16 protein-coding genes and 2 tRNA genes are annotated in these 19,111 nt (G+C 43.7%); 3 read left to right on the top strand and 15 right to left on the bottom strand.

All coding sequences use genetic code 11. The annotated features are described in order from the left end of the window. Positions 1-220 precede the first annotated feature (220 nt). From LJE09_RS11430 to tsaE, 8 genes are all read right to left on the bottom strand, one after another. Positions 221-310: transfer RNA gene (locus LJE09_RS11430), tRNA-Ser, on the bottom strand. Positions 311-470: 160 nt separating this feature from the next. Next, positions 471-556 (bottom strand) — tRNA-Ser (locus tag LJE09_RS11425). Between the two features lie 174 nt (positions 557-730). Continuing rightward, positions 731-1,423 (bottom strand): 2-C-methyl-D-erythritol 4-phosphate cytidylyltransferase, encoded by a 693-nt coding sequence (gene ispD, locus LJE09_RS11420; RefSeq protein ID WP_008705875.1) that lies wholly within the window; start codon positions 1,421-1,423, stop codon positions 731-733. Position 1,424: 1 nt separating this feature from the next. Further along, positions 1,425-2,444: a tRNA (adenosine(37)-N6)-threonylcarbamoyltransferase complex transferase subunit TsaD gene (gene tsaD, locus LJE09_RS11415; protein WP_008705876.1), complete on the bottom strand. Its 1,020-nt coding sequence runs from the start codon at positions 2,442-2,444 to the stop codon at positions 1,425-1,427. A 73-nt stretch (positions 2,445-2,517) separates the two neighbouring features. Then, positions 2,518-3,426, bottom strand: coding sequence for a ribonuclease Z (locus tag LJE09_RS11410; RefSeq protein WP_008705877.1), 909 nt, complete (start codon positions 3,424-3,426; stop codon positions 2,518-2,520). An 85-nt stretch (positions 3,427-3,511) separates the two neighbouring features. Then, a complete protein-coding gene (gene rimI, locus LJE09_RS11405) occupies positions 3,512-3,949 on the bottom strand; it encodes a ribosomal protein S18-alanine N-acetyltransferase (protein WP_008705878.1) in 438 nt (145 codons plus the stop codon). Continuing rightward, positions 3,946-4,674, bottom strand: a complete 729-nt coding sequence (gene tsaB, locus LJE09_RS11400) for a tRNA (adenosine(37)-N6)-threonylcarbamoyltransferase complex dimerization subunit type 1 TsaB (RefSeq protein ID WP_008705879.1) — start codon at positions 4,672-4,674, stop codon at positions 3,946-3,948. Before tsaB ends, rimI begins: the two co-directional genes overlap by 4 nt. Before the next feature lie 9 nt (positions 4,675-4,683). Beyond that, a complete protein-coding gene (tsaE, locus tag LJE09_RS11395) occupies positions 4,684-5,118 on the bottom strand; it encodes a tRNA (adenosine(37)-N6)-threonylcarbamoyltransferase complex ATPase subunit type 1 TsaE (protein WP_008705880.1) in 435 nt (144 codons plus the stop codon). A 93-nt stretch (positions 5,119-5,211) separates the two neighbouring features. Between tsaE and LJE09_RS11390 the strand changes: the two genes are divergently transcribed. Next, on the top strand, positions 5,212-5,730 hold the full coding sequence (locus LJE09_RS11390) for a peptidylprolyl isomerase (RefSeq protein ID WP_020993454.1): 519 nt from the start codon (positions 5,212-5,214) through the stop codon (positions 5,728-5,730). A 54-nt stretch (positions 5,731-5,784) separates the two neighbouring features. Here LJE09_RS11390 and LJE09_RS11385 read toward each other — a convergent pair whose 3' ends face one another. After that, positions 5,785-6,441 (bottom strand): YigZ family protein, encoded by a 657-nt coding sequence (locus LJE09_RS11385; RefSeq protein WP_008705884.1) that lies wholly within the window; start codon positions 6,439-6,441, stop codon positions 5,785-5,787. 201 nt (positions 6,442-6,642) lie between these two features. On the opposite strand from LJE09_RS11385, the gene LJE09_RS11380 reads away from it, so the two are divergent. Continuing rightward, complete coding sequence (locus tag LJE09_RS11380) at positions 6,643-9,234, top strand: transglycosylase domain-containing protein (RefSeq protein ID WP_022379921.1); 2,592 nt, start codon at positions 6,643-6,645, stop codon at positions 9,232-9,234. A gap of 119 nt (positions 9,235-9,353) precedes the next feature. Here LJE09_RS11380 and LJE09_RS11375 read toward each other — a convergent pair whose 3' ends face one another. The 4 genes from LJE09_RS11375 to ftsH all read right to left on the bottom strand — a co-directional run bounded on the left by LJE09_RS11375 (position 9,354) and on the right by ftsH (position 15,489). After that, on the bottom strand, positions 9,354-10,298 hold the full coding sequence (locus LJE09_RS11375; RefSeq protein ID WP_022379920.1) for an ROK family glucokinase: 945 nt from the start codon (positions 10,296-10,298) through the stop codon (positions 9,354-9,356). 30 nt (positions 10,299-10,328) lie between these two features. Then, on the bottom strand, positions 10,329-11,264 hold the full coding sequence (gene hprK, locus LJE09_RS11370; protein WP_008705888.1) for an HPr(Ser) kinase/phosphatase: 936 nt from the start codon (positions 11,262-11,264) through the stop codon (positions 10,329-10,331). A gap of 266 nt (positions 11,265-11,530) precedes the next feature. Beyond that, positions 11,531-13,393 (bottom strand): excinuclease ABC subunit UvrC, encoded by a 1,863-nt coding sequence (gene uvrC, locus LJE09_RS11365; protein ID WP_118521765.1) that lies wholly within the window; start codon positions 13,391-13,393, stop codon positions 11,531-11,533. A 125-nt stretch (positions 13,394-13,518) separates the two neighbouring features. Next, entirely contained in the window at positions 13,519-15,489 is a 1,971-nt protein-coding gene (ftsH, locus tag LJE09_RS11360) for an ATP-dependent zinc metalloprotease FtsH (RefSeq protein ID WP_118633729.1), read from the bottom strand. Positions 15,490-15,809: 320 nt separating this feature from the next. Between ftsH and LJE09_RS11355 the strand changes: the two genes are divergently transcribed. Next, positions 15,810-17,291 carry a DUF1846 domain-containing protein gene (locus LJE09_RS11355; protein WP_118614817.1) on the top strand — a complete coding sequence of 494 codons (1,482 nt, stop codon included), beginning with the start codon at positions 15,810-15,812 and terminating at the stop codon, positions 17,289-17,291. A 121-nt stretch (positions 17,292-17,412) separates the two neighbouring features. Here the strand turns inward: LJE09_RS11355 and LJE09_RS11350 are convergent, their stop codons facing one another. Both LJE09_RS11350 and LJE09_RS11345 read right to left on the bottom strand, forming a co-directional pair. Next, positions 17,413-18,162, bottom strand: a complete 750-nt coding sequence (locus tag LJE09_RS11350) for a glycerophosphodiester phosphodiesterase (protein WP_118614815.1) — start codon at positions 18,160-18,162, stop codon at positions 17,413-17,415. A gap of 119 nt (positions 18,163-18,281) precedes the next feature. Then, a complete protein-coding gene (locus LJE09_RS11345) occupies positions 18,282-19,091 on the bottom strand; it encodes a carbon-nitrogen hydrolase family protein (RefSeq protein WP_008705896.1) in 810 nt (269 codons plus the stop codon). Positions 19,092-19,111 lie beyond the last annotated feature (20 nt).

Raw genomic sequence — 19,111 nt, 5'->3', positions numbered from 1 at the left:
GAATTTTCGAGAATCGTATGTGTTTCACTGTTTAGTTATCAAGGTTGTCTGTCTTACGACAGCTTTGCTATTTTAACATGTTGTCTTCTGTTTGTCAAGAACTTTTTTAATAAGTTTTTTCAAACTTCTTCAACATTTGTTCTTTTCAACAGCTTTTCGAGTTTATCATAACTCTTTCGCTTTGTCAAGAACTTTTTTGCTTTCTTTTTTCAAGAAAGAACGGAGAAGGAGGGATTTGAACCCTCGCGCCGCTATTAACGACCTACTCCCTTTCCAGGGGAGCCCCTTCGGCCAGCTTGGGTACTTCTCCAAATTGCCCTAGATTCGCCGTTTCACAGAAACGACTTTCTTCACACTCTCGTGTCTTTATTTAGTTCTCTTCGTTTTCACCGAAGAACCTTGTGCATTATATCGCACTTTTCATTTGTTTGTCAAGTACTTTTTTCAAAATTTTTAAGTGACTTGGCAAGCGGAGAGAGTGGGATTCGAACCCACGCGCCCTTGCGGACAAACGGTTTTCAAGACCGCCTCGTTATGACCACTTCGATATCTCTCCATATGTTGTTGACTGCGTTCGTTGTGTTCTCACCGCCGACGCAAGTGATATTCTAGCATCAATACCCGCATCTGTCAACAACTTTTTTACATTTTTTTCAATTTTTATTTTTATCTTCCCAGATTTCCCATAAAGCCCGCTAAAATACGGCATTTTTCAATCACCAAACATTCTTTAATGTTTCAAAAATGCTTCCGCGATATCAAGATCCTCCGGTGTTGTGATCTTAATATTCTGATAAGATCCCTCTGCCAGAGCAACCTTTGCCCCTGTCTCCTGCTCTACTACCATGGCATCATCTGTAATTTTGCTCATATCTTTCTGACGAATGCTGTCATGAGCCTCACGTATCAGTGAATACGAAAAAATCTGCGGGGTCTGAATTGTCCACACACACTTTCTGTTTGGAGTTTCTTTTACATATCCCTCTTCATCAGAAAGTTTGACTGTATCTTTAGAAGGCATACCAATCACACATGCACCTGTTTCCTTCACTTTCTGCAGACCACGTTTAAGAATTTCTTCTGTCACAAAAGGTCTTGCACCGTCATGGATCAATACATATTCACAGTCTCTGCATTCACAAAGGCCTGCATAGACAGAATCATAGCGTTCTTTTCCTCCCGGGATTACTGCCGATACCTTTGTAAATCCATATTTTTGCACGATTTCTTCTTTACAGTAGGAGATAGATTCCTCTCCTGTCACAAGAATAATATCCTGAATCAGCGGACTTTCCTGAAAACAGCGCAGGGAATAATACAGAACCGGGTATCCCTGTATCTCCAGGAACTGCTTCTGTACTTTACTGTGCATTCTTTTTCCCTGCCCTGCTGCCAGAACAATGGCCGTATTTCTTTCTGACATCTCAACGCTCTCCCAGTTTAAGATTCGGCACAGCATTCAGATCCCAGCCATGACGTGTACCTTTAATATATTCATAATAAGCAGCTACTCCGATCATTGCTGCATTGTCTGTACAGAAGATCGGTGACGGCCGATAAAAACTGTAATTATTTTTCTTACATGCTTCTTCCATTGCCGCTCTTAACGTTCCATTCGAAGCCACTCCGCCTGCAATTGCAATCTTAGTCATCCCATAATCTTTGGCTGCAAGCATTGTATGCTCCACCAGCACATCAACTACCGCTTTCTGGAAAGATGCTGCCAAATCTGCTCTGTTTATCTCTTCTCCGGTCATCTGCGCATGATTAATATAATTCAACACTGCTGATTTTACACCACTGAAGCTGAAATCGTACGGACAATCTCCAATTTTAGCTTTTGGAAACTCAATTGCATTGGGGTTTCCCTCTTTAGAGAGCTTGTCTACCTTTGGTCCTCCCGGATATCCCAGTCCGATAGCTCTTGCAACTTTGTCAAAAGCTTCGCCTGCAGCATCATCACGGGTACGTCCCAGGATTTCAAATTCTCCATAATCCTTAACGATCACAAGGTGTGTATGTCCTCCTGACACGATCAGACATAAAAATGGAGGTTCAAGATCCGGATGTTCAATATAATTTGCTGACACATGGCCCTCAATATGGTGGACCCCTACCAGTGGAAGCTTCTTTGCATAAGCAATTGCCTTCGCCTCAGCAACGCCCACAAGAAGTGCACCTACAAGTCCCGGACCATAAGTGACACCAATTGCATCCAGATCATCAAGAGTTACATCTGCATCTGCCAGTGCCTGTTCAATTACCTGGTTAATCTTTTCAATATGTTTACGGGAAGCAATTTCCGGAACTACCCCACCGTATAAAGTATGAAGAGCGATCTGTGAAGAGATCACATTTGACAGAATAGTTCTTCCGTTTTTGACAACAGAAGCTGCAGTCTCATCACAGGAACTCTCAATTGCAAGAATTAATGTATCTTTCATTTTCTGTTCCTCATATATCGGACGGATAAGTCATCCGTTTTACTACTTGTTCATAATCAATTTCAGTGACATATTATTCCTCAAAATTCAATTCCAGACTCTTTCCGTCTTTTCCCGGATATGCATTTGGAAAAATTTCACGAACTTTATCCATAAACTCATCTGGTCTGACCAGAGATGGACTGTAATGTGTCAGCCACATCTCCTTTACCCGGGCATCACGAGCCAAAACCGCCGCCTCGCGGAAAGTCATATGCTTGTATCCGCGTGCTTTGTCTGCTTTGTCATCTTCTCCGTACATTCCTTCACAGATAAACAGATCCGATTCCTTTGCATTTCGCAGGATAGATTCTGTTGGTCTGGTATCTGTTGTATAAGTAAGCCTGATTCCTTTTCTCGCAGGTCCAAGTACCATCTCCGGTGTATAGGTAATACCGTCTGCTTCGATGGTCTGCCCTTTCTGGAGCGGATTCCAGTATTTCAGTGGAATATCCTGCTCTTTCGCTCTCTCAGCCGAGAATTTTCCCTGGCGGAGAATCTCAAGGGTATATCCATAACAGAGTACATTATGGTTCACTTTAAAAGCCGTAATACGATAGCCATTTAATTCAATGACCTGCTCCGGCTGTGTAATCTCAATAAATTTAATTTCAAACGGAAGCTCCGGTGCAATGACGCGAAGTGCATTGACCACTCTCTCCAGACCTTTGGGACCTACCAGAGTCAATGGTTCTGTGCGGTCTGCATTTCCCATAGTAAGAAGAAGTCCCGGAAGCCCGCTGATATGATCTCCATGATAATGAGTAAAACAAATCACATCAATAGGTTTAAAGCTCCATCCCTTCTCCTTAATTGCTACCTGAGTACCTTCACCACAGTCAATGAGCAGACTGCTCCCGTTATATCTTGTCATAAGCGCAGTCAACCATCTGCGTGGCAGAGGCATCATTCCACCGGTTCCAACTAAACATACATCTAACATATATTCCCTCTATTTTCCAGCTTCCGGCAATTCCCTTAAAAGGTGTATGGTCCGGCTGCTGATTTTTTCTGCTTTCATTTCTTTTTCATTCGGGATGTCTGGTCATAAGCAGCGCATCCTCCACAGGATCACTGTAATATGCCTTACGTATTCCATCTCCGGTAAATCCCATACGTTCATAGAGACGGATTGCAGTCTCATTTCCCACACGTACTTCCAGATGGATTGTCGTAACCTCCCTCTCTGCTGCAAGGCGGATCAGGCTCTGCATCAGAAAAGCGCCAATTCCTTCTTTTTGTCTGTCCCTGCGCACAGCCACATTGGTAATATCTCCCTCATCCAGAACCATAAGAAGACCGCAGTAACCCAGAATCTTTTCTTTCTCTTCCACCACCAGAAACATGGCATCATCCCTGGTCAGAAAAGTAAAAAAACCTTCTTTTGTCCATGGCACATGAAAAAGATCCTGCTCAATCTCCATTACCTGATCCAGGTCATCCACAAGCATTTCCCGCAGGATCATATTTTTGTACCTGCCGGTTTCTGCTCTTTTTCTCTCTCTGCACGCTCACGCTCTGCCTGGGAAACGCGGAGATATTCCGGGATATGTTCCATAGCAGTCTCTGTGCGTCCTTCTTTATAATAAATACTGCCAAGAGCTGCCACTGCCGCTGCTCTCTGTTTATTTACATGAGCCGGTGCAAAAGAATACGGAACCTGCAGTTTCTCTGCGATCAGTTCACGAAATACAGGTACACCGTCTCCCAAAAATGTAACCATCTCTCCTCTCTGATTCAGTTCTTCCAGCAGTTCCTCGATCGGTGCTGCCCACTGTTCTTTCAAAGTCATAAGCTGATGCTCTTCAAATCTGTAAATTCCTGTATATACCTGCTTTCTTCTGGCATCCATGATCGGACAGATCAATCCCTGTGCATCATAAAGATTATATGCCAGTGCATCTACTGTCGGTACTGCTACCAATGGTTTCTTCAGGGCAAGTCCCAGGCCTTTGGCTGTTGCCGAGCCGATACGGAGTCCTGTAAAGGATCCCGGTCCCGCTGCCACTGCAATAGCATCTACGGATTCCAGTTCCAGTTCCGTCATCTTCACAATCTCATCTAACATCGGAAGCAAAGTCTGAGAATGTGTTTTCTTATAATTTACAGTATACTCAGCCAGTAATGTATCATCTTCCACAACTGCTACAGATGCAACAATTCCTGAGCTGTCCAAAGCTAAAATTTTCATTTCTACCTCCTAACTGTTCTCCGGACCAATCACTGTAATCCTTCTATAATCAAAGCCTTTCTCCAGATCTTTCTCTATGGTTACTTTGATCAGCTTTTCCGGAAGGATTTCTTCAATCAGATCAGCCCATTCGATCAGACAGATTCCCTGTCCGAAGAAATAATCGTCATATCCGATTTCTTCCATTTCCTCAATGTCACCGATACGGTAAACATCAAAATGATATAAAGGAAGACGTCCGCTTTCGTATTCCTGAATGATCGTGAATGTCGGGCTGCAGATAGGCTCTGTGATTCCAAGCCCTGCCGCAACCCCCTGGGTAAATACGGTTTTTCCAACTCCAAGATCACCTGTCAGAGTATAAATCTGACCCGGTTTCGCATTCTCTCCGATCTTCTTTCCCACCTCAAATGTTTCCTGTGGTGTTTTTGTCTCTATAATCATCTTTTCCACCTTTTTCTTGCAGAATTGTTCTTTGCATATTATAATAGAGCGAACAGCGAAATACAATACTTTTTGAAAAGGAGACTTGAAACTATGGCAAATCCGATAGTTACAATTACCATGGATAATGGCGATGTGATGAAAGCAGAATTATATCCTGAGATTGCACCGAATACAGTTAATAACTTTATCAGTCTTGTAAAAAAAGGCTTCTATGACGGACTTATTTTCCATCGTGTGATCAACGGTTTCATGATCCAGGGAGGATGCCCGGACGGAACAGGTATGGGCGGTCCGGGATACAGCATTAAGGGTGAATTCACTCAGAACAGATTTAAAAATGATCTGAAACATACTGCAGGTGTTCTTTCCATGGCACGCGCCATGCATCCAAACTCAGCAGGAAGCCAGTTCTTTATCATGCACAAAGATGCTCCGCATCTTGACGGTGCTTATGCTGCATTCGGCAAGATCACTGAAGGAATGGATGTTGTAAACCGTATTGCAGAAGAAGATACCGATTACAGCGACCGTCCGCTTGACGAGCAGAAAATCAAATCCATGACAGTAGAAACTTTCGGTGTTGATTATCCGGAACCGGAGAAATGCTGATTCGCTGACTGTTTATGCCCCATGCAGTTTTCAGGCTGCATGGGGCATATTTTATCAGTCCGTAAATACTTTCACTTCACCGTCAATCACTGAATAGTAAAGATCTTTCTCTTTCTTCATCTTCGCTCTTCCATTTGTTCCCTCGGTGATTGCTTTTTCTACAAATGCAATCTGATCCGCCGGAACCAGCAAATGCAGAACTACCCTGTCAGTGTATTCAGAATCAAGGATCGGTAATTTCTGTTCTCCGGCAATATACTGAATCTTGCCTATCCCGGTATAATCCGTAACTACTTCCATAGAAATTCCGTAGGTTTTCTCAATCACTGTGCTGGCGGCAAGACCTTCCTGCAGACTCCTGGAATATGCTCTGACAAGACCTCCTGTTCCAAGAAGTATCCCTCCAAAATATCTGGTAACTACTGCTGCCACATTATAAATATCTTCCCCCAGGATTACATCCAGCATTGGTCTTCCCGCAGTGCCTGACGGCTCACCATCGTCACTGCATCTGGTATATTCCCTGTTCTTTCCCACCGAATATACATAGCAGTTATGTCTGGCATCCCAATATTTCTTCTTCATTTCCTCTATAAAGGCCAGTGCCTCCTCTTCGGTCTGTACAGGACGCACTGTAGCAATAAATCTGGATTTCTTTTCCACGATCTCGCCTTCCCCGCCCTCGTAAACTGTCTTATATTTCTCAAGCATGTCTCATACTCCTCTTTCCGTTCTCTTATTGACTCAGTGTACCATGAATTACAAAAATGTGCCAGCACAGTGTATACTAATCCTGCAAAAAAACACAATAACCATTAAAAAGATCCAAAAGCAATTGTGAATTTTTATTTTTCTGCTTTATTTACTTATTCTTATTTGATATAATAGAACGGATTATAAAGGAGGTTTAACATGAACTACGGTAAAAAGTCGACTGCAAAGAAACGGACGGCACTGATTTCCCGTTCTTCCATGATGGGAAAGCGCGCCAGAGTTTCTTTCATCAGAGTCCTGTTCGTATCACTGATAGCACTCTGCATCGCAGTAACCTGTCTGGGTGTGGGGTCATTCAGGGGTGTAATTGATACTGCTCCTGATGTTGATGATATTGATATTATGCCACTGGGCTATGCAACCTTTCTCTACGATGATGCAGGGAATCAGATCCGTAAACTGGCTGCTCCGGATTCCAACCGACTGCCTGTCACTCTCGATCAGATACCTGTTGATCTGCAGCATGCAGTTGTCGCAATTGAGGATGAACGTTTCTATGAACATAACGGTATTGACGTAAAAGGTATTCTTCGTGCCGGAATGAAAGCTCTCACTACCGGAGATTTCTCAGAAGGTGCCAGTACGATCACACAGCAGCTTCTTAAGAATAACGTATTTACCAACTGGACCAGTGAATCTACTCAGCTGGAAAGATTTACGCGAAAAATCCAGGAACAGTACCTTGCTGTCCAGGTTGAGAAAAAAACTGATAAAGACACCATTCTTGAGAATTACCTGAACACAATTAACCTGGGTGCCGGTTCCTACGGTGTACAGGCTGCCGCACGACAGTATTTTGACAAGGATATATGGGATCTGAATCTTTCTGAATGTGCAACTCTGGCAGGTATCACACAGAACCCGACGAAATTTAACCCGATCATCAATCCTGACAGCAACAGGAAGAGACGCAAGGAAGTTCTCCAGCATATGCTGGATCAGAACTATATTACTCAGGATCAGTATGATGAAGCTCTTGCAGATGATGTTTATTCCCGTATCCAGGCCGCTCAGGAAAAGAACTCCAGCACTGAGAATACTGTTTACACATATTTTGAAGATGAACTGACAGATCAGATCATCAACGACCTGATGAATATCAAAGGTTACACCAAAAAACAGGCAACCAATCTTCTCTACAGCGGCGGACTTAAAGTATATACAACACAGGATTCCAAGATCCAGAATATCCTGGATGAGGAATATGCAGATCCTTCCAATTATCCGGACACTGTCCAGTATGAACTTGACTATGCCCTGACGGTTACCGATCCTAATGGAAATCAGGTAAACTACAGTAAGGAAATGTTGCAGCTTTATTTTCAGAATGAGGATCCCGATTTCGATCTTCTGTTCGATTCCCCGGAAGATGGACAGACTTATGTAGACAAATATAAGGCAAGCATACTCGCCAACGGAAGTAAAGTTCTTGCAGAGCGTGTCAATTTCGCACCTCAGCCACAGTCTTCCATGAGTGTGATCGACCAGCATACCGGCTATGTAAAAGCTCTGATCGGTGGTCGTGGAGAGAAAACGGCAAGTCTTACACTGAACCGGGCAACGGACACTACCAGACAGCCTGGTTCTACCTTTAAGATCGTGTCCACTTATGCACCTGCTTTAAATGAAAAAGGCATGACTCTTGCAACAACATTTGAAGACGAACCTTATGAATATCCGGATGGTTCCCCTGTAAACAACGCAACCCGTTCTTACAACGGAACAACCACGATCCGTACTGCGATCCAGAATTCCATTAACGTTGTAGCCGTCAAGTGTCTGGAAAAAGTAACTCCTGAGCTTGGATTGAAATATCTGGACAACTTTGGTTTTACAACCCTTGCTCATGGAACAGAGGCTGACAAAGATGCCAATGGTAATGTATGGAGCGATGCAAACCTTGCCACTGCGCTTGGCGGCATCACCCGCGGTGTCACAAATGTTGAACTGTGTGCATCCTATGCAGCCATCGCAAATAACGGAAATTATATCAAGCCAATTTATTACACAAAAATTCTGGATCACAACGGAAACGTCCTGATCGAGAATACTGCTGCCGAACGTTCCGTAATCAAAGAAAGTACTGCTTTTCTTCTCACCAGTGCAATGGAGGATGTTGTAAAACAGGGTACAGGTACAGCCTGCCAGCTTGACAATATGCCTGTTGCCGGAAAAACAGGTACAACCGAAGCCTATAACGACTTGTGGTTTGTGGGTTATACACCATATTATACATGCGCAGTATGGTCCGGTTATGACAACAATGAGAAATTACCTGATTATGCGCGTAACTTCCACAAAGCTTTATGGAAAAAGGTTATGACTCGTATCCATGAGGGACTTCCTTCCAAAGAATTCGAGAAGCCTGCAAGTGTAGAAAAGTTAAGTGTCTGCGAGGAAACCGGACTTCTTCCAAGAGCCGGCTGTCCGGTGATCACTGAATACTTTGACGTAGGTACCATGCCTACTGAATACTGTGACCAGCATTTCTATGACAGTGATGATTATGACTATAATTATGATACAGATTCCTCTGATCAGACTGATAACACCACTGACACTGATAACAGCGAAAACTCTGATAATGGAGATACCGACAACAGTGGTGACAGTAACAATACTGATGACAACGGTAACAGCGGTGACGATGGTACTGATAATACCGGCGGAAGCGATGACAACGGTGACGGTAACGAGGATGATTCCTCTTATCAGGTCGACTATTATTAATGCAAAAATACCGGTACAGGAGCACCTCCGAATGATATTCCTGTACTGCAAAAAATCCACAGTCCTGTCAACTCAGGACTGTGGATTTTTTATATATTTTCAAAATTGATTCTCAGATATTATACTTCTTTAATAACCATACGCGCAGATCCGTAAATACCTGCATCATTTCCGAGAGTTGCAAGAATGATCGGTGTTTTCTTGCATGCTGTAAAAGCATATTTCTCATAGTATTTCTGAATACAGTCGATCAATGGCTGTCCGGCTTTGGAAACACCACCGCCGATAACGATGGCTTCCGGATCTGTCACACATGCAAACATGGCAAGTGTTCCGCCAAGCATTTCTCCTACCTGTGCCATAACATCGCAGGCTACTTTGTCGCCCTCTTTAAAAGCATCCAGAACATTCTTTGCTGAAAGTTTTGTAAATTTGCGAAGAACAGTCTGCTCATCTGTAGCAGCCAGAGTTCTCTGTGCCACGCGAACGATACCTGTTGCAGACGCATACTGCTCCAGACATCCACAGTTACCACAGTTGCAGGCTTCCTTTTCTTCATGGTCAACTGCTGCATGACCGATTTCTCCACCTGCACCATGAGCACCGCCAACAATCTTTCCATCAACGATGATTCCACCGCCGACACCTGTTCCAAGAGTTACAAGAATAACGTTCTTAGCTCCTGCTGCTGCGCCTTTCCATGCTTCGCCAAGTGCTGCTACATTGGCATCGTTTCCTGCTTTGGACGGAAGTCCTGTCAGTTCTGTCAGTTCCTTAGTAACTTCTTTAAAGCCCCAGAAAAGGTTTACCGCACATGGCACTTCCCCTCTCTCGTTAACAGGTCCCGGTACCCCGATTCCCACACCGTCGATTTCTTCTTTATCCAGCTTACGCTCTGCGATCTTGTCAAGGATTGTCTTTGCAATATCTGGCAGGATTGCTTCTCCACTGTTCTCCTTACGTGTAGGAATTTCCCATTTCTCAACTAAGACTCCGTCTGTCTGAAAGAGTCCACATTTTACAGATGTACCACCAACGTCAATTCCAAAACAATACTTTCCCATAATATCTGATATCCTCCAAATTACTTTAAATTATTTTTCTTCACGTTTCTTTGCAAGGTTTGCCTGAACACGTTTGTACAGTTCTTCCGCTGCATTATATCCCATCTTCTTCTGTCTGTGGTTAACTGCCGCAGATTCAACGATAATAGCCAGATTACGTCCCGGACGGATAGGCAGAGAATGGCATACAATCTTATTTCCAAGATACTCTGTATATTCCTCATGCAGGCCGAGACGGTCATATTCTTTGTCTCTGTCCCACTCTTCCAGTTTGATAACCAGATCCACAGACTGTGTATCCTTAACGCTCTCAACACCAAACAGAGTTTTGACATCGATAATACCAATACCACGAAGTTCAATGAAATGTCTTGTGATATCCGGTGCCGAGCCCACCAGCGTCACATCACTGACTTTACGAAGTTCTACAACATCATCACTGACAAGACGATGTCCTCGTTTGATCAGTTCCAGCGCAGCCTCACTCTTGCCAATTCCGCTCTCACCTGTGATCAGGACACCTTCACCATATACATCCACAAGCACACCATGGATGGAAATACATGGTGCCAGCTGTACACCCAGCCAGCGGATAATCTCAGCCATAAAACTGGAAGTTGTACGCTCTGTCACGAAAGTCGGAACATTATATTTAACTGCCAGATCGATCATATCCTGTGATGGTCTTGTCATTGTACTGAAAATTACACAGGGAATCTTGCTGGAAATAAATCTTTCATATTTAAATTTCCGTTCCTCATCACTGAGCTGCATCAGATAAGTATACTCTACATATCCGATGATCTGTACCCGTTCATTTGCAAAATGCTCCAGATATCCTGTCAGCTGCAATGCCGGTCTGTTGATCTCCGCTGTCTTGATCACAATCTCAGACAGATCAATTTCAGGAGTCAGGTTGTGAAGTCCCAGTTCCTGAACTAATTTTGTCAACTGTACACCCTTCATTTATTTCTCCTTTTCAGTTCAAAATCTGAAAGCCCGGTCTGTCCGCTATCTCAAAACCTGCTCATACAGACATAACTCATTTATAGCTGTCGTCCGAAACTTTCATAGTAAATTTCACGTCTTTTTTATTATATCACATCACTATATACAACTTCAATTACAAAAAGCGAGAGTCTTTGGGTAATATGTAGAAGAACCCAGGAATATTTTTACATATTTTATATTTTTTTCTCACCAGTGTGCCGACAAGTTGATTCTTGAAACAATCAACTTGTCGGTACACTAGCTCCATGAAAAAATTCATAGACTTTCTGTGCACTTCCTGCATTCATGCTTTCTGTCTCCGCAATTTCTTCCAATGATGCATCTCTGATATTCTCAATGGATTTAAATTTCCGCATCAATGCTTTCCGCCTGGTTTCACCGATACCAGGGATATCATCCAACAGGGAATGCACCTGTTCTTTACTTCTCAGAGATCGGTGAAATTCAATGGCAAAACGGTGCGCCTCATCCTGGATTCTGGTGATCAGGCGGAAGCCTTCACTGTCTGTATCAATGGGAATTTCAAGATTATTGTAATACAGTCCTCTGGTTCTGTGATGGTCATCCTTGACCATACCACAGACCGGAATCTCTATTCCCAGATTATCCAGAACTTTTAGCGCAATATTCACTTGTCCTCTTCCTCCATCCATCAGGATCAGATCCGGCATAATGGAAAAGCTGTCAAACTCATCTTTTCCCTCATGAGTAAATCGTCTGGTAAGTACTTCTTCCATACTTGCATAGTCGTTCGGTCCCTGCACCCACTTTATCTTAAATTTGCGGTAATCACTGCGCTTTGGCTTTCCTTTCTCATAGACAACCATGGAACCTACAGATTCAAAACCACTGATATTGGAAATATCATAAGCCTCCATACGCCTGATTCCCGACAGTCCAAGCCACTCTTCCACTTCATGAACCGCTCCGATGGTTCTTCCTTCTTCACGTTTGATACGCTCTCTGTCTTTATCCAGAACCATCTTTGCATTCTCTTCTGCCAGCTCTACCAGCTTCTCTTTCGTACCTTTCTTCGGTACCCTGATATAGACTCGCTGCTTTCTTCGATCTGTAAGCCATTCCTCTATGATCTTGGCATCTTCGATTTCTTTTTGCAGCATGATCTCACGTGGGATAAACGGAGTTCCGGCATAAAATTGCTTCATAAAGCTGGATAATACCTGAGCCTTTGTATCGCCACGCGCCACACGCAGATAGAAATGCTCCCGCCCGATCAGTTTGCCTCCCCGGACAAAGAATACCTGTACAACAGCATCCTGCTCCCGCAGATCAAGGCTTTCATCCATGGCAACAGCGATGATATCCTTATCTTCCTCTCCGTAACCTGTAATTTTCTGACGTTCTCCGATCTTCTGGATACTGCGGATCAGATCCCGGTATTCCATGGCATCCTCAAAACGCATTTCTTCGGAAGCTGCCATCATTTTGTCGGTAAGCATATCAATCGTATCCTTAAAGTCTCCATTGAGAAATTTCAGCAGTTCTGCGATATTTTTCTTATATTCTTCTGAACTCACATAGCCTTGGCATGGCGCGCTGCACTGTTTCATGTGATAGTACAGACATGGACGGTCCTTCCCACAATCTCTTGGCAGTACACGATTACAGGAGCGCACCTTATAAAGTTTTCGCACAAGCTCGATCACATCTTTTACAGCCCCGGCACTTGTATATGGTCCGAAATATTTTGCCTTGTCTTTCTTCATTCTTCTGGCAAAAAGAACTCTGGGATATTCCTCATTTACTGTGACTTTGATAAACGGATAACTTTTATCATCTTTGAGCATGGTATTATATTTCGGTCTGTGCTCCTTGATCAGATTACACTCCAGCACAAGGGCTTCCAGTTCCGAATCTGTGATAATATACTCAAATCTGGTGATATGGGTAACCATCTGTTCAATCTTTGCGCCCTTATTTCTGCTGCTCTGGAAATATTGACGCACCCTGTTTTTCAGACTGACGGCTTTTCCAACATAGATGATCTCGTCCTTCTCCCCATGCATAATATAAACCCCCGGCTTACCCGGAAGTTTTTTCAGTTCTTCTTCTATCTGAAACATAAACTCTCCTCTATACAAAAAATCCTGCCCTGAATGCTTTTCGTATCCATGAGATATTACAGCGTAATTTCCCGTGGTATGAAAACAGAGCCGGAAATTATTTCATTTCCGACTCTGTTATTGTATCACTGAATCTCTGGCTTATCCAGCGTTACTGTATTCTGTTTTTCCTCCGGAATTACCAGATCATCCAGATTTTCCGGAATCTCGATTCCACGCTCTACCGCATGGAAAATCTTCATAAATTCCTTACCTGTAATGGTTTCCCTGCGGATCAGATAAGTAGCAATCTTATCAAGTGCTTCTCTGTGACTGCCGATCAGTCTCTTTGCTTCTTCATAGGAATTATGCAGAAGTATCATCACCTCATGGTCAACCTCTGTGGCAGTGTCATCGCCGCAGTTTAACACTGCTCTTCCGCTGAGATACTGACTCTCCTGTGTAGCCAGACCCATAAGTCCGAATTTATCAGACATACCGTATTGTGTGATCATGGCTCTTGCCACTTTGGTAGCCTGCTCAATATCATTGGCCGCCCCGGTTGTGACAGTGTCAAATACCAGTTCCTCTGCTGCGCGTCCGCCAAGATATCCCACAAGCATTGCTTCCAGTTCCTTCTTTGTATTGAGATATTTCTCCTCCTCGGGTACCTGCATTACATAACCAAGTGCCCCCATTGTTCTCGGCACAATAGTAATCTTCTGTACAGGCTCTGCATCTTTCTGCAGGGCGCTTACCAGTGCATGTCCTACCTCATGATAGGATACGATCCTGCGCTCCTGTGCACTGAGGATCCTGTCCTTCTTCTCTTTACCTACCAGAACTACTTCAACAGCTTCGAGAAGATCTTTCTGGGATACTGCGCTGCGTCCACTCTTAACAGCAAGGATAGCAGCCTCGTTGATCATATTAGCCAGATCCGAACCCACTGCCCCGGAAGTTGCAAGTGCAATGTTCTCAAAATCAACAGTCTCATCCAGATGTACATTTCTTGCATGAACCTTCAGGATCTCGATTCTTCCCTTCAGATCCGGTCTGTCCACAATGACACGTCTGTCAAAACGTCCCGGACGAAGAAGTGCCGGATCAAGAACCTCCGGACGGTTGGTAGCAGCCAGGATCAGAAGTCCCTTTGAAGTGTCAAATCCGTCCATTTCCGCAAGAAGCTGGTTCAGGGTCTGCTCACGCTCATCATTGCCGCCGCCATAATGAGAATCTCGGCTCTTTCCGATTGCATCAATCTCATCAATAAAAATGATACATGGTGCATTCTTCTTTGCTTCCTCAAAGAGATCGCGGACACGTGATGCCCCCACACCTACAAACATCTCCACAAACTCAGAACCTGACAGGGAGAAAAACGGCACATGTGCCTCTCCTGCTACTGCCTTTGCCAGAAGTGTTTTACCGGTTCCCGGAGGTCCTACAAGCAAAGCTCCTTTCGGCAGCTTCGCTCCGATGGTGGTATATTTGCCGGGATTATGCAGGAAATCCACCACCTCCTGCAGTGATTCCTTGGCCTCATCCTGCCCTGCCACATCCCTGAAAGTAATTCCTGTATCTTTCTGAATGTAGGCTTTGGCGCGGCTCTTTCCAACGCCCATCATTCCGCCGCCCTTATTCATGCGGCGCATAAATACCGTCAGAAGTACAAAGAGCAGAATCGTTGGCAGAAGCACACTGACCAGCATAGAAATAATTTCCCCTGCTGCATCCGGCTTCTTATACTCAAACTTGATTCCTGTTCCCTCAAGTCTCTCCGTCAGCTTATCTACTGACTCCATCTGATTGGCATAATAAACTTCTTCTGAAAATCCTGATGACTGATGTTTCGGCGTGATCGTCAGTGTATTTGACTGAAGCGTAACCTCTTTCACATCTCCATCATCTACCATCTCAATAAATTTATCATAAGTGATCTCACTCGAATTATCCTTGAGCATATTGGTAAACATGGCGAAACATACCAGAGTTACCAGGAGGCATACCAGAAAGGCCAGTATCGACTGATGATTCTTGTTCGGGTCCTGTCTGCCCGGACCTTTATTATTATCAGGACGATTGCCATTCGGATTGTTATCCATATGATTATCCATTTCATTCCTCCTAAACGTTATCGTTCTTATTATAAAGAGAATTCGGGTATAAATCAACTGCGAGATTGTGAAAATTGTGTCCGGTTGTGCATATCTTTCTATAAACCCTATAAAATTTATATGAAGTTTTACAAATTCACCTGTTACAAATGGCTTTATTTGTAGTATACTATTGACAAACTGATTACTGCTCACTTCGTTCCCGGTAATGCACTCCGCAATACACAGAATTTATGCTGACCGCATAAATTTGCGCTGTATGTCCCGGGATATTCTAAATGAGCAGTACTAAAAATGTGATGAGGAAAGGAAATGAACAAATGAAGATAGGATTTGACAACGACAAGTATCTGAAAATGCAGTCCGAACATATTCGGGAACGTATTAACCAGTTTGGAAACAAACTTTATCTGGAATTTGGCGGCAAGCTTTTTGATGACTACCATGCTTCCAGAGTTCTTCCGGGATTTGAGCCGGACAGCAAACTGCGTATGCTGATGCAGCTTTCTGATCAGGCAGAGATCGTTATTGTAATCAGCGCTGCTGATATTGATAAAAATAAAGTCAGAGGTGACCTGGGTATCACTTATGATGAAGATGTACTCCGCCTTATGGAAGTATTTACCGAGCGCGGACTCTATGTCGGAAGTGTCTGCATCACCCAGTATTCCGGACAGGAAAGCGCAGATGCGTTTAAGAAACGTCTGGAGAAGCTTGGAATCAAAGTATACGTGCTTTATCTGATCCCGGGTTATCCGAATAATACTTCCTTTATTGTAAGTGATGAGGGATATGGCAAGAACGATTATATCGAAACAACAAGACCACTGGTTGTCATCACTGCTCCAGGACCCGGAAGCGGAAAAATGGCCACCTGCCTTTCTCAGCTTTACCATGAATACAAGCGCGGTGTCAAGGCAGGATATGCCAAATTTGAAACTTTCCCAATCTGGAATATCCCGCTGAAGCATCCGGTAAATCTGGCATATGAAGCAGCTACTGCTGACTTAAATGATGTGAACATGATCGACCCGTTCCATCTGGAAGCATATGGTGAGACTACTATTAACTACAACCGTGACGTTGAAGTTTTCCCTGTTCTTCAGGCTATGTTTGAAAAGATCATGGGCGAGTGCCCTTACAAATCTCCCACAGATATGGGCGTTAATATGGCCGGTAACTGCATCGTTGATGATGAAGTCTGCAAGGAAGCTGCACGTCAGGAGATCATCCGCAGATATTATAAGAGCATGGAAGCTCTGGTTCGCGGAACAGGCCGCGAAGAAGAAGTTTATAAGATTGAGCTTCTGCTGAAACAGGCTCATGTGACCATCGAAGAACGCAAGGTGGTTCCTGCTGCGTTGAAACGCGAAGAAGAAACAGGTGCACCTGCTGCTGCCCTGGAACTTCCTGACGGACGTATTGTTACAGGTAAGACTTCTGAACTTCTCGGGGCATCTTCAGCACTGCTTCTGAATGCACTGAAAGAACTGGCAGGAATCGATCATGACAAACATGTTATCTCTCCGGAAGCATTAAAACCAATTCAGGCGCTCAAGACAGAATACCTTGGAAGCAAAAATCCAAGACTTCACTCTGATGAAACTCTGATCGCGCTTTCCATCAGTGCCGCAGATAATGAAGATGCGAAGCTAGCCCTGCAGCAGATTCCGAAATTAAAAGGCTGCCAGGTTCATACTTCCGTACTTCTGTCTCAGGTGGATATCCTGGAGTTCCGTAAGCTGGGTGTTGAACTTACCTGTGAGCCGAAATCTGAGCATGCTAAGAAACTGCAGAAATAATTTCTGAAATGGTTTTCAAATAGCAGCAGAAAACTCTGAAAATCCACAATATCTATATAATGATACAAGAAAGAATCCTGCCTGAACATATGACAGTTTCATATGAACAGGCAGGAATTTTTTATTTCTCTATAATCTCAATCGCTCTGTCCGGATAATTGGTAATGACTGCTTCTGCACCTGCGTCTTTTACCAGCTGGATGTGTTCTGGTTTGTTGGCAGTCCATACGTGCATTTTCAGTCCGGCACGTTTGACTTCTTCTATGAACTGTGGGTATTTCAGGTGATAAACTGCAGGGTGTACGGCGTTGATTCCGAGATTTTTGGCGTACATGGCTGGATTTACCCATCCGTCACTGAAAAGGATTCCGGTCTGTACATGGTCATTCAGCTGTTTTAACTGTAACAGGCTGTAATGGTTAAAGGAGGAATAGATCAGCTGGTCTTCCATGTTCATTTCTTTTACCAGTTTCAGGATTTTCCCTTCCATTCCCGGATAGAAGCAGATGCTGTTCTTTAGTTCGATGTTTACCATCATATCTGTGGTGCGCATGAGCTCCAGTACTTCTGCCAGAGTTGGAATGTGATAAATTCCCGATGGTTCTGCGGGTGTACTGACTTTTAATTCTTTCAATTGAGCCAGTGTCATATCTTTGATCAGTCCGGTTCCGTCTGTGACGCGGTCTACGTTTTCGTCGTGCATAACGATGAGTTCGCCGTCTACGGAAGTATGTACATCCAGTTCGATTCCGTCTGCGCCCTGTCTGATGGCAAGTTCAAATGCTTCCAGAGTGTTCTCCGGTCTGTATCCGCTGGCACCCCTGTGTGCCCATACTTTTGTTGTTCTCTTTGTTGTTTCTGTCATTTCCATATGCCTCTCTGTTCTTTCTATTTTGAATTTTCTCTGTTTCTTTTGTTTTTGTTAATGGTATTACTATATCTAATAAATATGTTTGATCTATGGTCAGTCTGCGAAAAAAATGTGTTCTCCTATAAATGGTACATTTCAGATTTGCGGTGTTTTAATAATGGAAGCTGCTCTCTGATCTGGTCTTCCCGGTCCAAATCTATTTCTTCTATTAAAATGCCCTCTTTCTCATCCAACTGTTTCATAACCTTTCCCCATGGATCTGTTACAATAGAATGTCCCCAGGAAATATATCCTGCCTGTGTATCTCTGGCAGGAGCACATCCAAGCATATATATCTGATTGTCAAGGGCTCTTGCACGAAAAGTCAGTTCCCAGTGTGCCGGACCTGTGGTCATATTAAATGCTGCAGGGACGAAAATCATCCTTGCACCGTCCAGTACCATTGTGCGGGCAAACTCCGGGAAGCGGATGTCGTAGCAGATCATGACACCCATTTTCCCAAATTCAGTATCAAACACGGTAGCATGATCTCCCGAAGTCAGAGTATCAGATTCCTTGAAATGCTGGCCATTTTTTACATTGATATCAAAGAGATGAGCTTTTCTGTGCTTACCAATCTGTTTTCCATCTCTGTCAAAAATATAAGAAGTGTTGTAAACCTTTCCCACATCATCTGCTTCCGGCATGGAACCTGCGATCAGATAAATATGATACTTTCTGGCATAATCAGACATTGCCTGCCAGGATGGACCACCTTCTTTTTCTGCATAAACTGGAAAATTTTCGGTCTGATACGGACAGCAGAACATCTCCGGAAGAATTACAAAGTCCGGATTTTCCGCCTTTATTTTTTCTATATAAGTGCCGGCAGTACGGATATTTTGTATTTTATCTTTTACTGTGGGCATCTGAATTGCTGCTACTTTCATATGCGTCCTCTCCTTTCTTT

This window comes from Blautia sp. DFI.3.45, assembly GCF_020593505.1.
GTDB lineage: Bacteria > Bacillota > Clostridia > Lachnospirales > Lachnospiraceae > Blautia_A > Blautia_A wexlerae.
The sequence above is the reverse complement of the archived record's forward strand: the minus strand, read 5'-3'. Positions and strand labels throughout refer to the sequence as shown.

Bases quoted from the DNA above. Each gene is read 5' to 3' on its own strand.
- ispD (WP_008705875.1), bottom strand. From the start codon at position 1,423: ATGTCAGAAAGAAATACGGCCATTGTTCTGGCAGCAGGGCAGGGAAAA.
- hprK (WP_008705888.1), bottom strand. From the start codon at position 11,264: ATGAAGGGTGTACAGTTGACAAAATTAGTTCAGGAACTGGGACTTCAC.
- LJE09_RS11350 (WP_118614815.1), bottom strand. From the start codon at position 18,162: ATGGAAATGACAGAAACAACAAAGAGAACAACAAAAGTATGGGCACAC.
- rimI (WP_008705878.1), bottom strand. From the start codon at position 3,949: ATGATCCTGCGGGAAATGCTTGTGGATGACCTGGATCAGGTAATGGAG.
- LJE09_RS11385 (WP_008705884.1), bottom strand. From the start codon at position 6,441: ATGCTTGAGAAATATAAGACAGTTTACGAGGGCGGGGAAGGCGAGATC.
- ftsH (WP_118633729.1), bottom strand. From the start codon at position 15,489: ATGGATAATCATATGGATAACAATCCGAATGGCAATCGTCCTGATAAT.
- tsaE (WP_008705880.1), bottom strand. From the start codon at position 5,118: ATGATTATAGAGACAAAAACACCACAGGAAACATTTGAGGTGGGAAAG.
- LJE09_RS11380 (WP_022379921.1), top strand. From the start codon at position 6,643: ATGAACTACGGTAAAAAGTCGACTGCAAAGAAACGGACGGCACTGATT.
- uvrC (WP_118521765.1), bottom strand. From the start codon at position 13,393: ATGTTTCAGATAGAAGAAGAACTGAAAAAACTTCCGGGTAAGCCGGGG.
- tsaB (WP_008705879.1), bottom strand. From the start codon at position 4,674: ATGAAAATTTTAGCTTTGGACAGCTCAGGAATTGTTGCATCTGTAGCA.
- LJE09_RS11355 (WP_118614817.1), top strand. From the start codon at position 15,810: ATGAAGATAGGATTTGACAACGACAAGTATCTGAAAATGCAGTCCGAA.
- LJE09_RS11410 (WP_008705877.1), bottom strand. From the start codon at position 3,426: ATGTTAGATGTATGTTTAGTTGGAACCGGTGGAATGATGCCTCTGCCA.
- LJE09_RS11390 (WP_020993454.1), top strand. From the start codon at position 5,212: ATGGCAAATCCGATAGTTACAATTACCATGGATAATGGCGATGTGATG.
- LJE09_RS11375 (WP_022379920.1), bottom strand. From the start codon at position 10,298: ATGGGAAAGTATTGTTTTGGAATTGACGTTGGTGGTACATCTGTAAAA.
- LJE09_RS11345 (WP_008705896.1), bottom strand. From the start codon at position 19,091: ATGAAAGTAGCAGCAATTCAGATGCCCACAGTAAAAGATAAAATACAA.
- tsaD (WP_008705876.1), bottom strand. From the start codon at position 2,444: ATGAAAGATACATTAATTCTTGCAATTGAGAGTTCCTGTGATGAGACT.